General features: G+C 70.4%; 18 protein-coding genes and 2 pseudogenes. 8 read left to right on the forward strand and 12 right to left on the reverse strand.

What is annotated here, in order from left to right:
- Positions 1-22: 22 nt before the first annotated feature.
- Entirely contained in the window at positions 23-958 is a 936-nt protein-coding gene (locus tag OHU89_RS02995; RefSeq protein ID WP_405639536.1) for an NADP-dependent oxidoreductase, read from the reverse strand.
- Between the two features lie 101 nt (positions 959-1,059).
- Here OHU89_RS02995 and OHU89_RS03000 point away from each other — a divergent pair, with 101 nt between their 5' ends.
- Complete coding sequence (locus OHU89_RS03000; protein WP_405639538.1) at positions 1,060-1,752, forward strand: TetR/AcrR family transcriptional regulator; 693 nt, start codon at positions 1,060-1,062, stop codon at positions 1,750-1,752.
- Between the two features lie 180 nt (positions 1,753-1,932).
- Here OHU89_RS03000 and OHU89_RS03005 read toward each other — a convergent pair.
- Positions 1,933-2,115: pseudogene (locus OHU89_RS03005) on the reverse strand (ABC transporter substrate-binding protein); the annotation flags it as partial.
- Between the two features lie 416 nt (positions 2,116-2,531).
- Here OHU89_RS03005 and OHU89_RS03010 point away from each other — a divergent pair.
- The gene (locus OHU89_RS03010) at positions 2,532-2,810 is read left to right on the forward strand and encodes a cellulase-like family protein (protein ID WP_405639540.1); all 279 of its coding nucleotides are present in this window, start codon (positions 2,532-2,534) and stop codon (positions 2,808-2,810) included.
- Between the two features lie 326 nt (positions 2,811-3,136).
- Here the strand turns inward: OHU89_RS03010 and OHU89_RS03015 are convergent, their stop codons facing one another.
- The 3 genes from OHU89_RS03015 to OHU89_RS03025 form a co-directional block, all read right to left on the reverse strand.
- Positions 3,137-4,030 (reverse strand): alpha/beta hydrolase, encoded by an 894-nt coding sequence (locus tag OHU89_RS03015; RefSeq protein WP_405654268.1) that lies wholly within the window; start codon positions 4,028-4,030, stop codon positions 3,137-3,139.
- A 246-nt stretch (positions 4,031-4,276) separates the two neighbouring features.
- Positions 4,277-5,221 carry an LLM class F420-dependent oxidoreductase gene (locus OHU89_RS03020; RefSeq protein ID WP_405639542.1) on the reverse strand — a complete coding sequence of 315 codons (945 nt, stop codon included), beginning with the start codon at positions 5,219-5,221 and terminating at the stop codon, positions 4,277-4,279.
- Positions 5,218-6,003: an ABC transporter ATP-binding protein gene (locus tag OHU89_RS03025; RefSeq protein WP_405639544.1), complete on the reverse strand. Its 786-nt coding sequence runs from the start codon at positions 6,001-6,003 to the stop codon at positions 5,218-5,220. Before OHU89_RS03025 ends, OHU89_RS03020 begins: the two co-directional genes overlap by 4 nt.
- A 271-nt stretch (positions 6,004-6,274) precedes the next feature.
- On the opposite strand from OHU89_RS03025, the gene OHU89_RS03030 reads away from it, so the two are divergent.
- Both OHU89_RS03030 and OHU89_RS03035 read left to right on the forward strand, forming a co-directional pair.
- On the forward strand, positions 6,275-7,303 hold the full coding sequence (locus OHU89_RS03030) for an ABC transporter substrate-binding protein (RefSeq protein WP_405639546.1): 1,029 nt from the start codon (positions 6,275-6,277) through the stop codon (positions 7,301-7,303).
- 42 nt (positions 7,304-7,345) lie between these two features.
- A complete protein-coding gene (locus tag OHU89_RS03035) occupies positions 7,346-8,194 on the forward strand; it encodes an ABC transporter permease (RefSeq protein ID WP_405639548.1) in 849 nt (282 codons plus the stop codon).
- Between the two features lie 89 nt (positions 8,195-8,283).
- Here the strand turns inward: OHU89_RS03035 and OHU89_RS03040 are convergent, their stop codons facing one another.
- Together OHU89_RS03040 and OHU89_RS03045 are read right to left on the reverse strand one after the other, a co-directional pair.
- On the reverse strand, positions 8,284-9,579 hold the full coding sequence (locus OHU89_RS03040; protein WP_405639549.1) for an MFS transporter: 1,296 nt from the start codon (positions 9,577-9,579) through the stop codon (positions 8,284-8,286).
- Positions 9,576-10,115, reverse strand: a complete 540-nt coding sequence (locus tag OHU89_RS03045; RefSeq protein ID WP_405639551.1) for an ArsR/SmtB family transcription factor — start codon at positions 10,113-10,115, stop codon at positions 9,576-9,578. Before OHU89_RS03045 ends, OHU89_RS03040 begins: the two co-directional genes overlap by 4 nt.
- 309 nt (positions 10,116-10,424) lie before the next feature.
- Between OHU89_RS03045 and OHU89_RS03050 the strand changes: the two genes are divergently transcribed.
- From OHU89_RS03050 to OHU89_RS03060, 3 genes are all read left to right on the forward strand, one after another.
- Entirely contained in the window at positions 10,425-10,760 is a 336-nt protein-coding gene (locus tag OHU89_RS03050; protein ID WP_405639553.1) for an ArsR/SmtB family transcription factor, read from the forward strand.
- Positions 10,760-11,479 carry a cation transporter gene (locus OHU89_RS03055; RefSeq protein WP_405639555.1) on the forward strand — a complete coding sequence of 240 codons (720 nt, stop codon included), beginning with the start codon at positions 10,760-10,762 and terminating at the stop codon, positions 11,477-11,479. The genes OHU89_RS03050 and OHU89_RS03055 overlap by 1 nt, the downstream gene beginning before the upstream one ends.
- Before the next feature lie 76 nt (positions 11,480-11,555).
- Positions 11,556-12,341, forward strand: a complete 786-nt coding sequence (locus OHU89_RS03060; RefSeq protein ID WP_405639557.1) for a sulfite exporter TauE/SafE family protein — start codon at positions 11,556-11,558, stop codon at positions 12,339-12,341.
- Positions 12,342-13,338: 997 nt separating this feature from the next.
- Here OHU89_RS03060 and OHU89_RS03065 read toward each other — a convergent pair.
- The 4 genes and pseudogenes from OHU89_RS03065 to OHU89_RS03080 form a co-directional block, all read right to left on the reverse strand.
- The gene (locus OHU89_RS03065) at positions 13,339-13,539 is read right to left on the reverse strand and encodes a hypothetical protein (RefSeq protein WP_405655093.1); all 201 of its coding nucleotides are present in this window, start codon (positions 13,537-13,539) and stop codon (positions 13,339-13,341) included.
- A gap of 39 nt (positions 13,540-13,578) precedes the next feature.
- Complete coding sequence (locus tag OHU89_RS03070) at positions 13,579-13,707, reverse strand: hypothetical protein (RefSeq protein WP_405655095.1); 129 nt, start codon at positions 13,705-13,707, stop codon at positions 13,579-13,581.
- 16 nt (positions 13,708-13,723) lie between these two features.
- Positions 13,724-14,083, reverse strand: a pseudogene (locus tag OHU89_RS03075) (DUF2267 domain-containing protein); the annotation flags it as partial.
- A 97-nt stretch (positions 14,084-14,180) separates the two neighbouring features.
- On the reverse strand, positions 14,181-14,615 hold the full coding sequence (locus tag OHU89_RS03080) for an Hsp20/alpha crystallin family protein (protein ID WP_405639559.1): 435 nt from the start codon (positions 14,613-14,615) through the stop codon (positions 14,181-14,183).
- A gap of 127 nt (positions 14,616-14,742) precedes the next feature.
- Between OHU89_RS03080 and OHU89_RS03085 the strand changes: the two genes are divergently transcribed.
- On the forward strand, positions 14,743-15,420 hold the full coding sequence (locus OHU89_RS03085) for a type III effector protein (RefSeq protein ID WP_405639561.1): 678 nt from the start codon (positions 14,743-14,745) through the stop codon (positions 15,418-15,420).
- A gap of 218 nt (positions 15,421-15,638) precedes the next feature.
- Here OHU89_RS03085 and OHU89_RS03090 read toward each other — a convergent pair whose 3' ends face one another.
- Entirely contained in the window at positions 15,639-16,289 is a 651-nt protein-coding gene (locus OHU89_RS03090) for a response regulator (RefSeq protein ID WP_405654270.1), read from the reverse strand.
- Between the last annotated feature and the right edge of the window lie 39 nt (positions 16,290-16,328).

Raw genomic sequence — 16,328 nt, forward strand, 5'->3', positions numbered from 1 at the left:
TCCTCTTTCCGTTGGCCGTGGGTCAGGAGCAGGAGACGGCGATCTTGCCCGGGGTCCCGGCGAAGGCGGCGAACGCCTGCGTGGCCTGCTCCAGCGGGTAGGTGGCGGTGACCGGCACTCGCAGCGCACCGGCGGCGACCTGCTCGGCCAGGGAGGTCAGGATCTTGGCATCGGGGCTGCCCATGATCGTGTGGACGGTGACGTCGTGGCCCTTGACGTCGTCCTGGCTCAGTCCGATGACGGAGGCGAGCTGTCCGCCCGGCCGCAGCAGAGCGGCCAGCGCCGCACCGTCGCCCGCCAGGTGCAGTACCGCGTCCACACCGTCAGGGGCGATCGCGCGGACCTGAGCCTGAAGGTCACCGGTGAAGTCGACGACGTGGACCGCGGCGTCGGTCAGGCCGGTGACGAAGTCGGTCTGCGCGCCGGGCCGGGCGGTCGCGATCACCGTCGCGCCACGGGCGGCAGCGAGCTGCACCGCCAGCGCGCCCACCCCACCGGAGGCCCCCGAGATCAGCACGGTCTCGCCCTCGGCCAGAGCCACCGCGTCCAGGCTCACCAGGGCGGTCGCCCCGGCGACGCCCAGCGCGCCCGCGTCCCCCGTCGTCACGCCCGCGGGGATGCGGGCGACTCCGTGTCCGGCGGGCACGGTGACGTACTGGGCCAGCGACCCGGCGCCCAGGAACGGCTTCATCACGACACCGAAGACCGCGTCACCGACGCCGAAACCCTCCGCGCCCTCCCTCAGTGCCTCGACGGTGCCGGCGAAGTCCTGGCCGAGTACCAGCGGGAACCGGTGCTCCATCATCCCCTGTACGTAGCCAGCCATGACGGCGATGTCGAAGCCGTTCAGCGAGGCGGCGGCCACCTTGACCAGCAGTTCCCCGGCCTCCGGGCGAGGCGTGTCCACCTCGGTCACGTCCGGGGTGGAGGGGACGGATTCGAGCGTGACAGCGCGCATAAAAACAACCTCTCGATTAAGTGGGCCGTGCGGCCCACTTTCATGGCAGCCCACCGTACACGAGAACCGGGCCACCCGTTCCACTTCGGTAGAGTGGGGGTATGACCTCGCCACCTTCCGACCAGACGCCGTGCCCGCAGCCCGGTACGGGACTGCGCGCCGACGCCGAACGCAACCGCGACCGCATCCTGGCCGCCGCCCGCCGCCTCTACGCCACCGAAGGGCTCAGCGTCTCCATGGCCTCCGTCGCCCGCGAGGCAGGCGTCGGCAAGGCCACGCTCGGCCGACGCTTCGCCACCCGGGAAGAACTCGTCAACGCGGTCTTCGCCGACCGCATGGACGCCTACGCCGAGGCCGTCACCGAGGCACTCGCCGACCCCGACCCCTGGCACGGCTTCATCGGCTACCTCCACGCCATCTGCGCCATGCAGGCCGCCGACCGCGGTTTCGCCGACGTCCTCACCATGGCCTTCCCCGCCGCCAAGAACCTGGAGACCCGCCGCGCCGAGGCATACAACCGGCTGCTGGAACTCATCACCCACGCCAAGGACACCGGGCACCTGCGCGACGACTTCACCCACCAGGACGTCGTCATCCTGCTCATCGCCAACGCCGGAGTCGTCACCGCCACCGGCGAAGACGCCCCCGACACCTGGCGCCGCCTCGTCGGCCACATGATCCGCTCCTACGCCACGCCCGGCGCACCGATCCCCCCACTGCCCGAGGCCCCTAGGCCCTCCGCTCTCTACCGAGCCATGGTCCGCCTGTCACGAGCCGACCCGTGCCCCAGCTAGAACGGCGGCCTTGGCCCGCGGTAGGCGTTCGCGCCATGACGAACCTCTGTCGCCTACGCGCACCGCTCTGCTCCGCCACAGCAGGCTCGGAGCGGCCCATGGCCCGGACAGCTTCCTATGCGGCGAGGAGGGTGCCAGCTCGGGCCACGGACCGGCGCCGGCTCCTCGCCGAGATCCGCGTCAGGCTCCGGGGTGCAGCCCGAGCGAGCCCGGCGACGGGTCGCGCTTGACCTCGCCGAAGCACAGGGCGAAGGTCTGCTTCCAGCGCTCGACGGCGGCGCGGTCGGCCATGAAGCGGGGGAAGCCGTCGAGGTTGGCGTTGAGGTACTGCCGGATGGGCTTCAGACCCGTCGGTGGGGTGACGGCCCGCTGCGGAAGCGGCTCACCGGTACCCATCGGCTGACGACGGCCCGTTGCACCACATGGCATCCGCACCCGGGCGGCAGCCTCCTTCACCGTCCCGAGCTCCACTTCCCCATCCACGGCTGCGCCCCCTCCACTCGCCCCTGCATCACCGTACCGATCATGCAGGGCGCGACCGGCAGAGCGGAATCGGATCGCCCAGCCGAGTGGCAGCACCCCGCGGGCCCTGCGGATCGCCGGACGGGTGGGTCCATCGCGGGCAGCGTCGAGCAGTCCGACGCCACCCCCGACGAGCGAACTGAGCCTCAGCCCGACCGCGGTGCCCCCGTCGCCCCGCCGATCTCAGCCCACCCCGACGCCTGGGGGCGCGGCACCCACGCCAACTGCCTTGCAGGCCATGCGACTCGGATCACATCGTGCGCATCGAGCACGATAACGACTCGGTGACCGAGTTCGCCCGCCGGCGCGGTGTTCCCGCCGTCCTCGGTGAAGGCGTCGTCGGATACACCCCGCTCCTGACCCGCTTCGAGGAGGACGCCGTCGGCAAGGACATCGCGGAGTTCGTCGTCGACCGCTGCCTCGCCGCCGGTTTCCACGGCGTCGTCCTGACCTCCAACGCGGCCCCGCACCACCCCATGTGGCACACCGACGGAGACTGGATGCGGCGGGTCAACTCCCGTATCACCGCGGCCTGAACGGACCTCGAAGGCGGCCCGCAGCTTCTCCTCGCGTCGCTGCTGCATCGCCCCGCACGTCAATACGTCGGCGGGTCAGCCAAGGCCGTCGGCTCCCACGGTCACGGCGGACTCGTCGATGCCACCGGTACGTCTCGTGGTCAGGGTCCCACTCCTTGCGGATCGAGCCGAACAGGTCTGCGGCGCGCAGGACTTGGTGGGATTCGTGGGTGGCGACGCCGAGGTGGTGCAGGTGGGGTCCGACGCCGCCGGCGAAGGCGACGTCGTGGACGGTCTGTTTGCGGTACATCCAGGCCGCGTACCGCTCGAATGCCCGGTCGGCGTCGTCAGGCGTTGAGTGCCGTGCGCAGGGTGGTCGCCATCAGATCGATGGCTTCCCTTCCGGCCTCGACCGGGCCGGTGTGGGTGAAGTAGTGGTCGACGCCCTCGAAGACACGATGGGTGACTGCAACGCCTGCAGCCTCCAGGGCCTTGGCGTACGCGTCGCCCTCGTCGCGCAGGCGGTCGTTCTCCGCGGTGATGACCAGGGCGGCAGGGAGTCCGGCGAGGTCATCGGCCAGCCCGGGCGAGACGAGCGGATGGGCGCGGTCGGCGGGGTCCTGGACGTAGGCTGCGGTGAAGGTCCGCATGAGCTGGGGGCTGAGCAGTGGTTTGGCGATGAGGGACTGCTTGGTGGCGGGGTCGGCCAGCTGGTCCAGCGGTGCCGAGTCGATGATCTGGAGCCGGGGCGAGAAGGTGCCGCGGTCCCGGGCCAGGCGGCAGACCGCGGCGGTCAGGTTGGCACCGGCGCTGTGTCCGCCTACGGCGAGGCGGGAACCGTCCCAGCCTCCCGCGGGGCCGTTCGCAGCGACCCAGGCGGCGACGTCGTATGCCTGAGTGACGGGAACAGGGAACTGCCGCTGCGGGGCCACGGCGTAATCGACATTGATGACCACGCAGCCGGCCGTGGCCGCTATGTAGCGGCAGATGTGGTCGTCCTGCTCGGGGCGGCCGACCACGAAACCGCCGCCGTGGAAGTTGATGTACACGGGAGCGGGCGCTTCGGTGCCCGCGGGCGGGCGGTAGACGGTACAGGCCACCGGTCCGGCGCCGGTCTCCACCCGGAGGGCCTCGGTGAGCTTCGGAATATCGGTGAAGCGCAAGTCCTTGTGCACGCGGGCCATCACACGACCCAGTAGCAGCTGGATCCCTCTGGCCTGGAGTTTGGCGCTGAACGGCATGACCTGATCACCCATCGCTACAAAGTTAAAGTAACAGGATTCCTGATAATGGAGCCTCGCTCCTCATTGCGCAATGGGCAATGCGCAATGAGGAGGCAGGAGCGTGATCGGGCCAAAAAACGGGCCGCAGCCGGCGCGCGTACTCCACAACCTCGTCGCGGAAGACCTCCGCGTCGGCCACGTCGACGAACGTAGGCGACGTGTTCTACGCCTTGAGCCCCGAAGGCGTGCCGCGGCTTGCACGCTCTAGATCTGCGGGAGCACCTCACCGGCGATGAGTTCCAGGTGGTCCAGGTCATCGAAGTCGATCAGCCGCAGATGGATACGGCTCGCACCGATCGCGGCGAACTCACCGAGTCGCTCCACGAGTTGGGCCGCGGATCCGATCACCGCATCCTCCGGCGGCAGCGCGCTCTTGGCGTGCAGTGGGGCAGCCCGCCGTTGCGCGTCCGCGTCGGTACGGCCGATGGCTGCCACGACACCGGCCGAGAGCACCAGTGGTGGCCGACCGGTGCCGGCCCGCCCGGTCCGGTCGCACGCCTCGGCGACTCGTCGGTACGCCCGGGCAGTCTCCGCCACCGACTTGAAGGGCATGTTGAACTCGTCGGCGTACCGGGCTGCCAGCTCCGGGGTGCGCTTGGGGCCGCGGCCCCCGACGATGATCGGCGGCCCCGGCACCTGCACGGGCTTCGGGAGGGCGGGTGCGTCGACGAGCTGGTAGTGGTCGCCGTGGTAGCTGAAGCTCTCGCCGACCGGTGTCCGCCACAAACCGGTGATCACCGCCAGCTGCTCCTCCAGCCGATCGAAGCGCTCCGGGGCGGGCGGGAACGGGATGCCGTACGAGGTGTGTTCCCGTTCGTACCATCCCGCGCCGAGGCCCAGCTCGATCCGCCCCCCGCTCATCCGGTCGACCTGCGCCACCATCACGGCGAGCGGTCCCGGCAGCCGGAAGGTGACTGAGGTGACCAGGGTGCCCAGCCGGATCCTGGAGGTCTCCCGGGCGAGCGCGCCGAGCGTGAGCCAGGCGTCGGTGGGGCCGGGCAGGCCGGAATCGGCACCCATCGTCTGATAGTGATCGGCCCGGAAGAAGCCCTCGAATCCGCCGGCCTCGACGAGTTGCGCGAAGCGCCGCTGGTCCTCGTAGTCGGCGCCGCGGTGGGGCTCGGTGAAGACGCAGATCCGCAGGCTCATCGCCGCTCCGTTTCGGCCGTCCTGGATATGTCCCGTTCCATCAGCAGCTCGTGCAGATCGGCGCTGCACCGGGCCACTTCGCCCAGGTGCTCGGTTCGGCCCAGCGTCCTCGGCCGGGGTATGGCGATGTCGACGATCTTGCGGATCCGGCCCGGGCGCGGGGTGAGCACCACGACGCGGTCGGCGAGCAGCACGGCCTCGTCGATCGAGTGCGTGACGAAGACGACTGTGGACGAGTTCTCGAGGTGGATGCGCTGCAGCTCCACGGCGAGGTCCGCGCGGGTCAGCGCGTCGAGTGCGGAGAACGGCTCGTCCATGAGCAGCATCCGCGGCTCGCCCATCAGCGATCGGCACAGCGCGACACGCTGCTGCATACCGCCGGACAGTTCGTGCGGCCGGTGCTTCTCGAAGCCGTTCAGTCCGGCCGTCTCCAACAGCCGGTACGCCCGCTCGCGGTGCTTCGCCTTGTTCCAGCCGAAGATCTCCACGGGCAGCAGGACGTTGTCGAGGACGGACCGCCAGGGCAGCAGTGCCGGCCGCTGGAACAGCATGGCGACATCCCGCCGGGCTCCGGTGACTCGCTCGCCGCCGATGGTGATCTCGCCCTCGGTGACCGGCAGGAGACCCGCGATCAGCCGGAGCAGCGTGGACTTGCCGCACCCGGACCGGCCCACCACCGCCACGAACTCACCCTCGGCGATGTGAAGGCCGATGTCCTGGAGTGCCACCGTCGAACCGGACCGGCTGGTGAAGCTCCGGGACACACCGGTGAGTCCGATCATCCGGCGGTCTCCCCATCCCCTGGCAATCGTCATGCCGGCCGGGTCCTATCGCCCGATCAGGCTACCCGCAGCAGGCCGATCGACGGTACCCGTTGTCCTGCCGATGCATGCCTCAGGGCCACACAGCTGGCCCACAACTACCCATCCCTCGTACGCTGTTGTCCGCACCACGTGTCATGCCCTCGGCAGTTCCGTGACGCCGTTCCGTCTCGTCTGTCTCGACGCCCCTCCGCCGGCGCGTTCGGCGGTCGGAAAGGACAACACTGTGCGCATGATCAGGTTCGCCCGTACGGTCGCCGCGGTAGCCCTGACCACGGCGCTCGCGCTGGTGGCGGGGTGCGGCGGCTCGGATTCCGACGCGGATACCGGTGAGGACGGCAAGGCACTGAAGAAGGTGACCTACCTGACCTCCTTCGGCAGCTTCGGCCGGGACTCGTACGCCTGGGTCGCGAAGGACAAGGGGTACTTCAAAGAGGCCGGCTTCGACGTGAGGATCAGGCCTGGCCAGGGGACCGGCGGTGTGATTCCGGCCATCGTGAGTGGCCAGGCGCAGTTCGGCCCCATCGACCTGACGGGAGGGCTGCTGCACATGGGCAACGGTCAGGCGAAGGACTTCGTCGCGGTGGCCGCCATCCAGCAGCGCACCATGGCCGCGATCGCCACCACCGAGGGCAACGGCATCGCCACACCCAAGGACCTCGAGGGCAAACGGCTCGCCGACACACCCGGCTCCGTCGTGCGCAACCTCTTCCCGACGTACGCCCGACTGGCCGGCGTGGACGCCGACAAGGTGACCTGGGTCAACGGCGAGGCGCAGACCCTGATGGGCACGCTCGCCGGCGGCTCGGTGGACGGCATCGGCCAGTTCGTGGTGGGCAAGCCGACCGTTGAGGCGGTGACGAAGAAGAAGGCCGTGCTGCTGCCGTACGGCGACGTGATCCCCGACCTGTACGGAAACGTGCTGATCACGTCGACGAAGATCGCCGAGCAGGATCCGGAGATGGTGCGGCGGTTCACGGCCGCGCTGCTGAAGGGCTTGGAGTACAGCCTCGCCCACTCGAAGGAAGCCTCCGAGATCCTGAAGCGGAACGTGGACGCCACGAATCCGACCGCTGCGGCAGCCGAGTTGGAGTTGATGGCCGCGTACGTCGCACCGAAGGACGGTTCCGGCACGGCGATCGGAACGCTGGACTCCGGGCGGGTGGCGAAGAGCATCAAGATTCTGGAGGACGCGGGCGCGCTGCCGAAAGGAATGACTCCTGAGCAGATCATCGACTTCGACCTGGTGCCGAAAGCCTGACCGCGCCGCGCTGGAGAGGAACCGCGCGTGGAGAAGGACGGGATGACCGAACTCTCGAGGCCGCAGCAGTCCCCCACGGCGGGCCCCGAGCCTGTGCCCGTGCCACGAGTCGGTCCGCTCCGCAGGACTGGCGTCGGCGTCGTGCTGCTGCCCATGGCCGGGCTGCTGGTCGCGCTCGGCGTGTGGTGGCTTCTCACGTCGGTCCTGGAGGTGATCCACCCGGCAGTACTGCCTCCGCCAGGTGCCGTGCTCTCGGCGTTCACCGCAACCCCGGCCCTGTTCCTGGAACACACCGGCGACACCACGGTGGAGACGGTTGTCGGGTTCGCTCTCTCCAGCGCCTGCGGAGTTCTGATCGGACTGTCGCTGGCCGCCTCGCGGGTACTGGAGCGAATGTTCACGCCGCTGCTGGTCGCCGTCAACGCGGTTCCGAAGATCGCGCTCGGGCCCCTGCTGGTGGGGGCGCTCGGCTGGGGGCAGAAGCCGGTCCTGACCATGGTCTTCCTGCTCTGCTTCTTCCCGATCGTGCTGTCCACCGCAACCGGCCTCACCTCGACCCCCGCGGACCTGGCCGAGTTGGCGCGCTCACTGGATGCCTCTCGCTGGCAGGCCTTCCGGAAGATACGGTTGCCCGCCGCGCTGCCGCAGATCTTCGTCGGGTTGAAGGTGGCCATGCCTCTCGCCGCGATCGGTGCGGTCATCGGCGAGTTCCAGGCCGGTGAGGCCGGGCTGGGCTATCTGATCGTGCAAGCCGGTGGGGTGGGCGACACCGCCACCGCCTGGGCCGCGATCATCCTGATCGGGTTGATGAGCATCCTTCTCTACTTTGCCTTGGTGTTGTTGGAACGGTTCGCGCTGCCCTGGGTCAGGGACACCACCTCGCACGGATGAGGACCCGGTCGATGACACCCACCGGCACCTGATGGGACGACGAGGATTGACGGCCGGCCTGAGTTGTTGTGGCGCCTTCGCGGCAGGCGTCACAACAAGTCGGGTGCAGTCTCCTGGGCGGGCTCCTTGGATGCCGGGTGAGCTGGGGCGTCGGCCGGGGCGGCGGCACGCAGCGCCGCTTCGACCCGGCGGTTGCTGGTCATGGATGCCGTGACGGCCGTCATCGCCAGGAGGAGGCCGGCGGCGGCGTAGAGCGGGGTGCGGATGTCGTAGGTGGTGGCCAGCCAGCCGCCGAGGAAGGCCCCGATGGGGGCAGCACACATGGCCAGCATGCGGGAGGTGGAGGCAACCCGGCCCATGAGGTGGGCGGGGACGATCGCTTGCCGGAGGGAGGGCGCGAGCACCATCGTGGCGCCCATGCCGGCCCCGCAGACGGCGAGCGCCAGCCCGGCCACGTACGGGTTCGGGGCGGCGGCCAGGCCCAGGATGGCGAGCCCTTCGACGGCGGCCGTGCAGGTCAGTGCGGTGCCGGTGCCGAGTCGTCGGCCGAGGTAGGAGGCGATGCCCGCCCCGAGCAGACCGCCGGTGGCCTCCGCCGTGAGGAGCAGGCCGAAGCCGTAGGTGTCGATGCCGAGGCGGTCGTGCGCGAAGAGGGCGAGGACGGTCTCCACGGCGAGGAAGGAGACGTTGCCGACCGCCGGGCGGAGCGCGAGTCCGAGCAGCACCCGGTCCCGGAAGACGTACGAGGCCCCAGCCCGCGCTTGCCGAAGCAGCGACTCGCGGACCTCCGGCACGGGCCGGGGCATGGCGGGCAGCGTACGGACGAGCAGCGCGGAGAACAGGAACGACACCGCGTCGGCGAGCAGCGGAACCGCCCGGCCGAGCGCGAGCAGGGCACTGCCCGCAGGCGGCCCCGCGAAACCGGACATGGCGGTCTGGGCTCCGCGCAGGCGGGAGTTGGCGCGCTCGAGGAGCGCGGGGTCGCGGCGGAGCAGATCCGGCAGGTAGGCCGTGGCGGCCGTGTCGAAGAAGAGCCCGCCGAGGCCGAGCAGGAAGGCGACGGCCGCGAGCAGCGCAATGCTCAGCACGTCGAGTGCGGCTGCCGCCGCCGGTATCGCGAGCAGCGCCGCACGCGCGGCGTCCGCGACCCACATCGTGCGTCGGCGGTCCCAGCGGTCCACCAGCGCACCGCCGAGCACCCCGAAGAGCAGCCACGGCAGCGTCCCGGCGGCCGTGACGACGGCGAGCGCCATCGGATCCCGCGTCAGCGTCAACGCGATCAGCGGCAGCGCGGCATGTGACACCCCGTCACCGAGCGAGGAGATCGTCTGCGCGGTCCACAGCCGTCCGAAGCCGGTCGGCAACTTCCCAAAGCCTGAGGTCACTTGGCGTCCCCTTCAGCCTGCTGGCGCGGTGCTGGGTGGAACAGTGCGAAGACGAGTGACGCGTCCGGCAGCGACGGATCGGACAGCTCCCGGTACTCGTCCGCCAGTGCCTGCAGCCGCGCCCCCAGCTGCGCGAACTGCTCCTCGGTGAGCCGCAGATGCGCCATCCGTACGTGCCGCTCGCCGTCCGCCGGCGACGCCTCCAGGTCGGCCACCGCATGGCGCATCAGCAGATCCGGCCCGCCCTCGCCCGAATCCGGCAGCTCGATCGACCGCGCGGCCATCGCGTAGTACCGCTCGGTGACCCCCCGCACCTTCCGTGTCCGTACCACCTTCACCAGGCCGGCCCGCTCCAGCAGCCGTACGTGATAGCTGGAGCTCCCCTTCGCAAGGCCCACCCGCTCGGCGATCTGCGTGATCGTCGCGGGCTCGAATCGGAGCGCGGCCATGATCCGGTGGCGCGTGAGATTGGAGACGGCGCGCAGCTGTTCGTCAGTGGTGACGTGAAACGTCTCGGGAAGGTCATCGGTAGGCATGCGGGCAATGGTCAACGATTCTTGACCATTGCGCAAGGGGATTCCAGGGGCCTTCCAGAATCTGCCGTCCGGCGCCCGAGACCTTCCGCCAAAGCCCCCCAACCGCGCTGTCGTTCCAGGGCCATGACGACCACTCATGATCCGGCGCGCGACGCGGACACGCTCGTTGCCGAGCCGCACTTGCGTAACCTCGGCGATGTCGGGACTGTCGCCCCTCACGCCCCTCGCCCCCTTCACGGCGGGACTGACGGATTCCCGGCACGACTATTCATGCTTTTCTGAATTCAGGATTCCCTGTATCCTCGCGGCATGCTGACCGTTGCCTCCGACATCGGCGTGCTGGCCCGTTTCGGCCGCGCGCTCGCCGATCCCATCCGCTGCCGGATCCTGCTCGTGCTGCGCCAGGCCCCGGCCTACCCGGCCGACCTCGCCGACCAGCTCGGCGTCTCCCGCACCCGGCTCTCCAACCACCTGGCCTGTCTGCGCGACTGCGGCCTGGTCGTCACCGTGCCCGACGGCCGGCGCACCCGCTACGAACTCGCCGACGAACGCCTCGGCCACGCCCTGGACCACCTGCGCGCCGCAGTGGTCGCGGTGGAGGCGGACAAGACCTGCCCCGACGCGGACACGGACGGCTGCTGCTGATGACCGCGATATCCCTCGGTCCCTCCCTGGCCCGCCGCGAGACGCTCGCCCGGCGGATACGGCTGCTGGTCACCGCGACGATCGCCTACAACGTCATCGAGGCCGTCGCGGCCCTGACCGCGGGCACGATCGCCTCGTCCACCGCGCTGATCGGCTTCGGCCTGGACTCCGTCATCGAGGTCTCCTCCGCCGCCGCGGTCGCCTGGCAGTTCTCCGCCCGCGACCACGCGGTCCGAGAAGCCCGGGAGCACACGACGCTACGGATCATCTCGGTCTCCTTCTTCGTGCTCGCCGCATACGTGGCCATCGACGCCGTCCGCGCGCTGACCGGCACCGGCGAGGCAGAGCGTTCCCTGCCGGGCATCGTGCTCGCCGCCCTCTCCCTGGCGGTGATGCCGTTCCTGTCCGCTGCCCAGCGGCGCACCGGGCAGGAACTCGGCTCCGCCTCCGCCGTCGCCGACTCCAAGCAGACCCTGCTGTGCACCTACCTCTCGGCCGTGCTCCTGGCCGGCCTGGTCCTCAACGCCACCCTCGGCTGGTCCTGGGCCGACCCCATCGCCGCCCTCGCCATCGCCGCCCTCGCCGTCAAGGAAGGCCGCGACGCCTGGCAGGGCAAAGGCTGCTGCGCCCCGGCAACGGCACCCGCGGCCGCGGCCGCCCCGCCTAACGACGACGCGGACGCGTGCGGCTGCGGGCCGGGCTGCGCCTGCTGCTCATGAACATCTCGTTGCAGACCGCCCTCAGCACCGTCCAGGGCACTGATACTGGTCAGGCAATCGACCAGCAGGGGCAACGGTGGACTGGACATGGGCGGGAGGGCTGGCCGTTGGCCTGTTGATCGCGACCGTGACGGCCCCGGTCGGTGTGTCCGGAGCAGTGTTCCTCCTCCCCATCCAGCTGAGCGTCTTCGGCGTGCCCAATCCCGCGGTCACCCCGACCAACCTGCTGTACAACGTCGTCGCCGGACCAGGAGCTCTGTGGCGCTACCGCCGCGACGGGGCCCTGCGCGGCGATCTCGCCCGGCGCCTGGTCCTGGGCACCCTGCCCGGCGTCGTCCTCGGTGCCGCCATCCGCGTCTTCGCCCTCCCCGGCCCGAGCGTCTTCCGGCTCCTGATCGCCGCCCTGCTGCTGCCGCTCGGCCTGTGGCTGTGCCTGCGCGCCCTCACCCCCGCTCGTCACCGGCCGCCGCCCGCAGGCGAGTTGAGCCCACGCACACTCACCGGCCTCGCCCTGGCGGTCGGAGTGGTCGGCGGCATCTACGGCATCGGCGGCGGCTCCCTCCTCGGACCGATCCTCGCCGGGCGCGGCCTGCCCGTCGCCCGCGTCGCCCCGGCCGCACTCGCCGCCACGTTCGCCACCTCCCTCGTCGGCGCCGCCGCCTACGCGCTGCTCTCCCTCGTCAGCTCCGGAGACGTCGCCCCCAACTGGTGGCTCGGACTCGCCTGCGGCACCGGCGGACTGATCGGCGGCTACCTCGGCGCCCGCCTCCAACCCCGTCTGCCCGAACGAGCCCTACGGCTCCTGCTCGGCGCACTCGCCGCAGGCCTTGGCGCCCTGTACACCGCCCAGACCCTGGACTGATTCCGATCCAGGGTCGGCCCACCCGCCATCTCCGAACTTACGCCGCGAGCGGGGTTCTTCCTCGCGGGTCCCGGCTTCTTCCGTCATGTAGGGCATGCCGCGACTCACCGGAGCATCGACCTCGACCACCCGAACAGGGGTGATCATGCAAGGCCGCAACCACCACACGGTCCAGGACGGCCCGCCGGGCAGAGCGGTACGGCGCGCGATCGCAGTCTCAGCAGGCCGAGAACGACGGAACACTCCACGCCTGCCAGAGTCGGCAGCTGGCCAGGGACGCGCCCCTGCCGCGACGTTGAGTCGTGGAGAGATCCCGGCCGACCCGTCAGGCTCTCCGATCCGGATCGTTGTCGGCCCGCTCCTTCGGCCCAAAAGCCTGGCCAGCCCGGCCTGGGACAAGTGCACACCGACCCCCGGCTGGAGCCGCATCGCCGACAACACGGCTCCAGCCTCTGCCCTCCGGTGCCGGGGCAACTCCCGCAGCGCCGACGTCGGAGGCCATCCCGCGCGAGGACCGTTGCGAGGGGGAGCACAGTCCTCGCACTTCGCCCGCCGCCGCATGAGCGGCGGCGGCCGGATGCTGGAAGCCTCCCACTACGGCCGCGCCATGTCTGCCATGCCGACAAACCGGGTCCTGCTTCCCCGGCCCGCTCCAGTGCCGCTCAGGGATCGGGCCAGCGCGAAGGCTGCACAGCAGAGGCGACCGCGGCGGTACTGGTCACCCTGGTGGTCGGGGCTCCGCCCCGTTCACCACCTGGGCGGCCATGCGCAGGCAGATCCCAGGGAGTTCGGGGGCGTTGTGGATCCAGTCCTCGGTGTCGACGCCGGCCACCACCCCGGCCGTCCACAAGGTCGCCAGCAGGCGGGTGGCCAGATCGCGCTCCGCGCCCGTGGCCGAGGGAGCCTGGCGGCGGACGGCGACGGTCGCATACTCGAATAGGGACGGCTCCAGCAGCCACCGAATCCCGGCCCCGTCAAAACGGGCCCCACCAGCCGCTCAGTTGAACTCCGGCAGCACCGCCAAAGCGACCACCGTGAGTTCGTCCCGCAGGGCCAACAGGGCGGGGCCGTCAGCCGCCAGAACGAAGTGCTTCAGCAGCAGGGGGAAGTCCGGATCGCCATCACGAAGAGCCCGGACGACCGCTTCCGCAGTGACGAGTCGACGTTCCCCGTACGGAAAAGCAGATCCGCTCTCCATAGCCACACACCTCGACGGACATCCTGCACGGTCTTGCTGTCACGGGCCCACAGCACTGCGGGACGGGATGCAGGTGGTCAGCTCCGCACGGCCGAACAGCAGGGCGTAGCCGGCGGGGAGTTGGGCGAGGATTCGGCTGAGGAGTTCCTCGCCGGCGAGCTGTGCCACGATGCGCAGGACGGCAGCCCGCTGGGAGTTGGAGCAGTATGCGGCCAGTCAGCTCCTCGCCCGCCGCATCGGCGGCCACGCTGAGCACGGCGCTCACGTCCCAGGCGGCGGTCCGTTCGGTTGCTCCCTCGATCCATGCAGCGGTGGCCCTCACGAACCGCTCGGGGGACAGCGGCTCGCGCGCCTGGAGCGGATTGACCAGCACGAGGGCCAGCTCCTCCGGCAGCCGGGCGGCCAGTTCCGCCCTCACCTCGCCCACCACGTGCGCACCCAGGAGCGCCAACACTGTGCGGGCCACCCGCGCGGCTTCCTCGGTGCTCTCGTATCCGCCGCGTTCCTTGACCTGGTCAAGGAACGCCTGCCATCGCATCACCATTGCTGCTCCCTTGCCTGCCTGCTGTACGGCGGCGAGCGGAGGACGGGGCCGCTCACGGGGAGGCCGTCCCCGTCCTCCGGTGCGACCGGAAGGGGACTCAGCCGCTGATCTCCTTGCGCGAAGACCCGCCGCCGATGGCGATCTTGCGGGGCTTGGCGCGCTCGGCGATCGGGATACGCAGGGTCAGCACCCCTGCGTCGTAATCCGCCTTGATGTGCTCGGTGTCCAGGCTGTCGGCGAGTACGACCTGGCGGGAGAAGACGCCCAGCGGCCGCTCGGAGAGCTCCATCTGCACGTCGTCCGCCTTGGTGACGGGACGGCGCTCGGCCTTGACGGTCAGCATGTTCCGCTCGACGTCGATGTCGATCGCGTCCGCGGCCACACCGGGCACATCGAAGGCCATCACGTACTCCTCGCCCTCGCGGTAGGCGTCCATCGGCATCGCCGACGGCCGCGACCAGGTGCCGTTCGTGTTCAGGAGCTGCTGGGTGAGCCGGTCGAGCTCGCGGAAAGGGTCGGTACGCATCAACATCGTCAAACACCTCCAGCATTCGGGTCGGGCACTGTGCCAATGCGTTTACCTGCCATCGTTGTAACATGTCATCCAAGTGATGACAAGTTCTCTGTCGTCGAGGCGACGACAGCAGTGTGGAGGCCCGATGACCAGGGACGATCAGCCCATCCCCCACTCCCGCGGCCTCTCACCGGCGTCGTTTCTCGCCGCCGCGGCAGCGCTGGACACGATCCACGAGGCCCTGCACACCGCCCAGGCCACGCAGGACGACACGCTCCCTGAGCCCGATCAGAGCAGTTCCGAGCAGGCACTCGCCGTGCTCCTGCTGCTGCGCGAGGCACGCGAGCAACTCGCCGAGTGGGAGCCAGGCCTGATCGAAGCCGCACGGGAGGCGGGCGCCAGCTGGGCCGACCTCGCCCACCCTCTCGGCGTCTCCAGCCGCCAGGCTGCCGAACGCCGCTACCTGCGCGTCCGCCCCGGAACGCCGGGGTCAACAGGCGAGCAGCGAGTGACAGCCACCCGCGACCGCCGCGCCGCCGACCGCACCGTCACCGCCTGGGCCCGCGCCAACGCCGCCACCCTGCGCCAGCTCGCCGGCCAGATCACCGCACTCACCGACCTCCCCACCGCCGCCCGGACCCCGCTGGCCGCACTCACCGCAGCCCTAGCCGACAACGATCCGGCCGCCCTCGTCGCCCCCCTGACGGACGCGCACCCGTACCTGACAGGCCACCCCGGCCTCGCCGCACGCGTCGACGACCTCACCCACCACAACGACCGACTCCGTCGACGCAGCGAAGACCAGCGCCGAAACCGCGCCTGACCCCCACCGCAGACCTGTCCCGGAGCGACCTCGCTACGGACCGCCGTACGGCAACGCGCGCCCTCAGTGGGACCGCCTGGTCCGGCGCTGCCCTACTCGAACCCACCGCACGCGCGTTCCGCGCCTGGGACCACCGCGTCGGCGAAGGCCTGCGCCGCAAGGCCGTCGTCGGACAGCTCAACAAAGAGGCCGACCACCTGACGAGCAAAGTGCTCGGGTCAGGTGGTGAGGCCTGCGTCGCGGGCCAGGAGGGCGGCTTGGACGCGGTTGGTGACCTCCAGCGCGGTCAGGATGCGGCTCACGTGGGCCTTGACGGTGCTCTCGCGCATGGCGAGACGGGTGGCGATGTCCGCGTTGGTGTCGCCCTGGGCGAGCAGAGCGAGTACGTCGCGTTCGCGAGGGGTGAGCCGCTCCAAGCGGGCCTGGGCTGCGATGACTTGGGGCTGGTTGGTGGCGTGGTAACGGTCGATGAGGCGGCGGGCCGCGCTTGGGTGGAGCATGGCCGAGCCGGCGGCCACCAGGTGGACGGCGCGCAGTATTTCGGCGGGGTCGGTGTCCTTGAGCAGGAACCCGTCGGCTCCGGCGGCAAGCGCGTCGTAGACGTATTCGTCGAGGTCGAAAGTGATCAGGGTGATCACCCTGGGCGGGTGGGTGAGGGCCCGTAGCCGGGCGGTGGCGGTGATGCCGTCCATGCGGGGCATGCGTACGTCGACGAGGGCGATGTCGATGCGGTGCGCGGTGGCCTGCTCGATGGCCTGCAGGCCGTCGGCAGCCTGGGCGACCACTTCGATGCCCTGGTCGCCGTCGAGGAGGTCGGTCAGGCCGAGGCGGACCAGGGGATCGTCGTCGACGATCATGGCGCGGATCATGTGGGGGAGCCGTTCTGCTCGATGCCGACGGGGTGGGGG

The organism is Streptomyces sp. NBC_00019 (genome assembly GCF_045041015.1).
Classification (GTDB): domain Bacteria; phylum Actinomycetota; class Actinomycetes; order Streptomycetales; family Streptomycetaceae; genus Streptomyces.

What these genes read in the sequence shown, in the direction of transcription:
- OHU89_RS02995 (WP_405639536.1), bottom strand. Translation starts at nt 958, where the DNA reads ATGCGCGCTGTCACGCTCGAATCCGTCCCCTCCACCCCGGACGTGACC.
- OHU89_RS03000 (WP_405639538.1), top strand. Translation starts at nt 1,060, where the DNA reads ATGACCTCGCCACCTTCCGACCAGACGCCGTGCCCGCAGCCCGGTACG.
- OHU89_RS03015 (WP_405654268.1), bottom strand. Translation starts at nt 4,030, where the DNA reads ATGCCGTTCAGCGCCAAACTCCAGGCCAGAGGGATCCAGCTGCTACTG.
- OHU89_RS03020 (WP_405639542.1), bottom strand. Translation starts at nt 5,221, where the DNA reads ATGAGCCTGCGGATCTGCGTCTTCACCGAGCCCCACCGCGGCGCCGAC.
- OHU89_RS03025 (WP_405639544.1), bottom strand. Translation starts at nt 6,003, where the DNA reads ATGATCGGACTCACCGGTGTGTCCCGGAGCTTCACCAGCCGGTCCGGT.
- OHU89_RS03030 (WP_405639546.1), top strand. Translation starts at nt 6,275, where the DNA reads ATGATCAGGTTCGCCCGTACGGTCGCCGCGGTAGCCCTGACCACGGCG.
- OHU89_RS03035 (WP_405639548.1), top strand. Translation starts at nt 7,346, where the DNA reads ATGACCGAACTCTCGAGGCCGCAGCAGTCCCCCACGGCGGGCCCCGAG.
- OHU89_RS03045 (WP_405639551.1), bottom strand. Translation starts at nt 10,115, where the DNA reads ATGCCTACCGATGACCTTCCCGAGACGTTTCACGTCACCACTGACGAA.
- OHU89_RS03050 (WP_405639553.1), top strand. Translation starts at nt 10,425, where the DNA reads ATGCTGACCGTTGCCTCCGACATCGGCGTGCTGGCCCGTTTCGGCCGC.
- OHU89_RS03055 (WP_405639555.1), top strand. Translation starts at nt 10,760, where the DNA reads ATGACCGCGATATCCCTCGGTCCCTCCCTGGCCCGCCGCGAGACGCTC.
- OHU89_RS03065 (WP_405655093.1), bottom strand. Translation starts at nt 13,539, where the DNA reads ATGGAGAGCGGATCTGCTTTTCCGTACGGGGAACGTCGACTCGTCACT.
- OHU89_RS03080 (WP_405639559.1), bottom strand. Translation starts at nt 14,615, where the DNA reads ATGTTGATGCGTACCGACCCTTTCCGCGAGCTCGACCGGCTCACCCAG.
- OHU89_RS03085 (WP_405639561.1), top strand. Translation starts at nt 14,743, where the DNA reads ATGACCAGGGACGATCAGCCCATCCCCCACTCCCGCGGCCTCTCACCG.
- OHU89_RS03090 (WP_405654270.1), bottom strand. Translation starts at nt 16,289, where the DNA reads ATGATCCGCGCCATGATCGTCGACGACGATCCCCTGGTCCGCCTCGGC.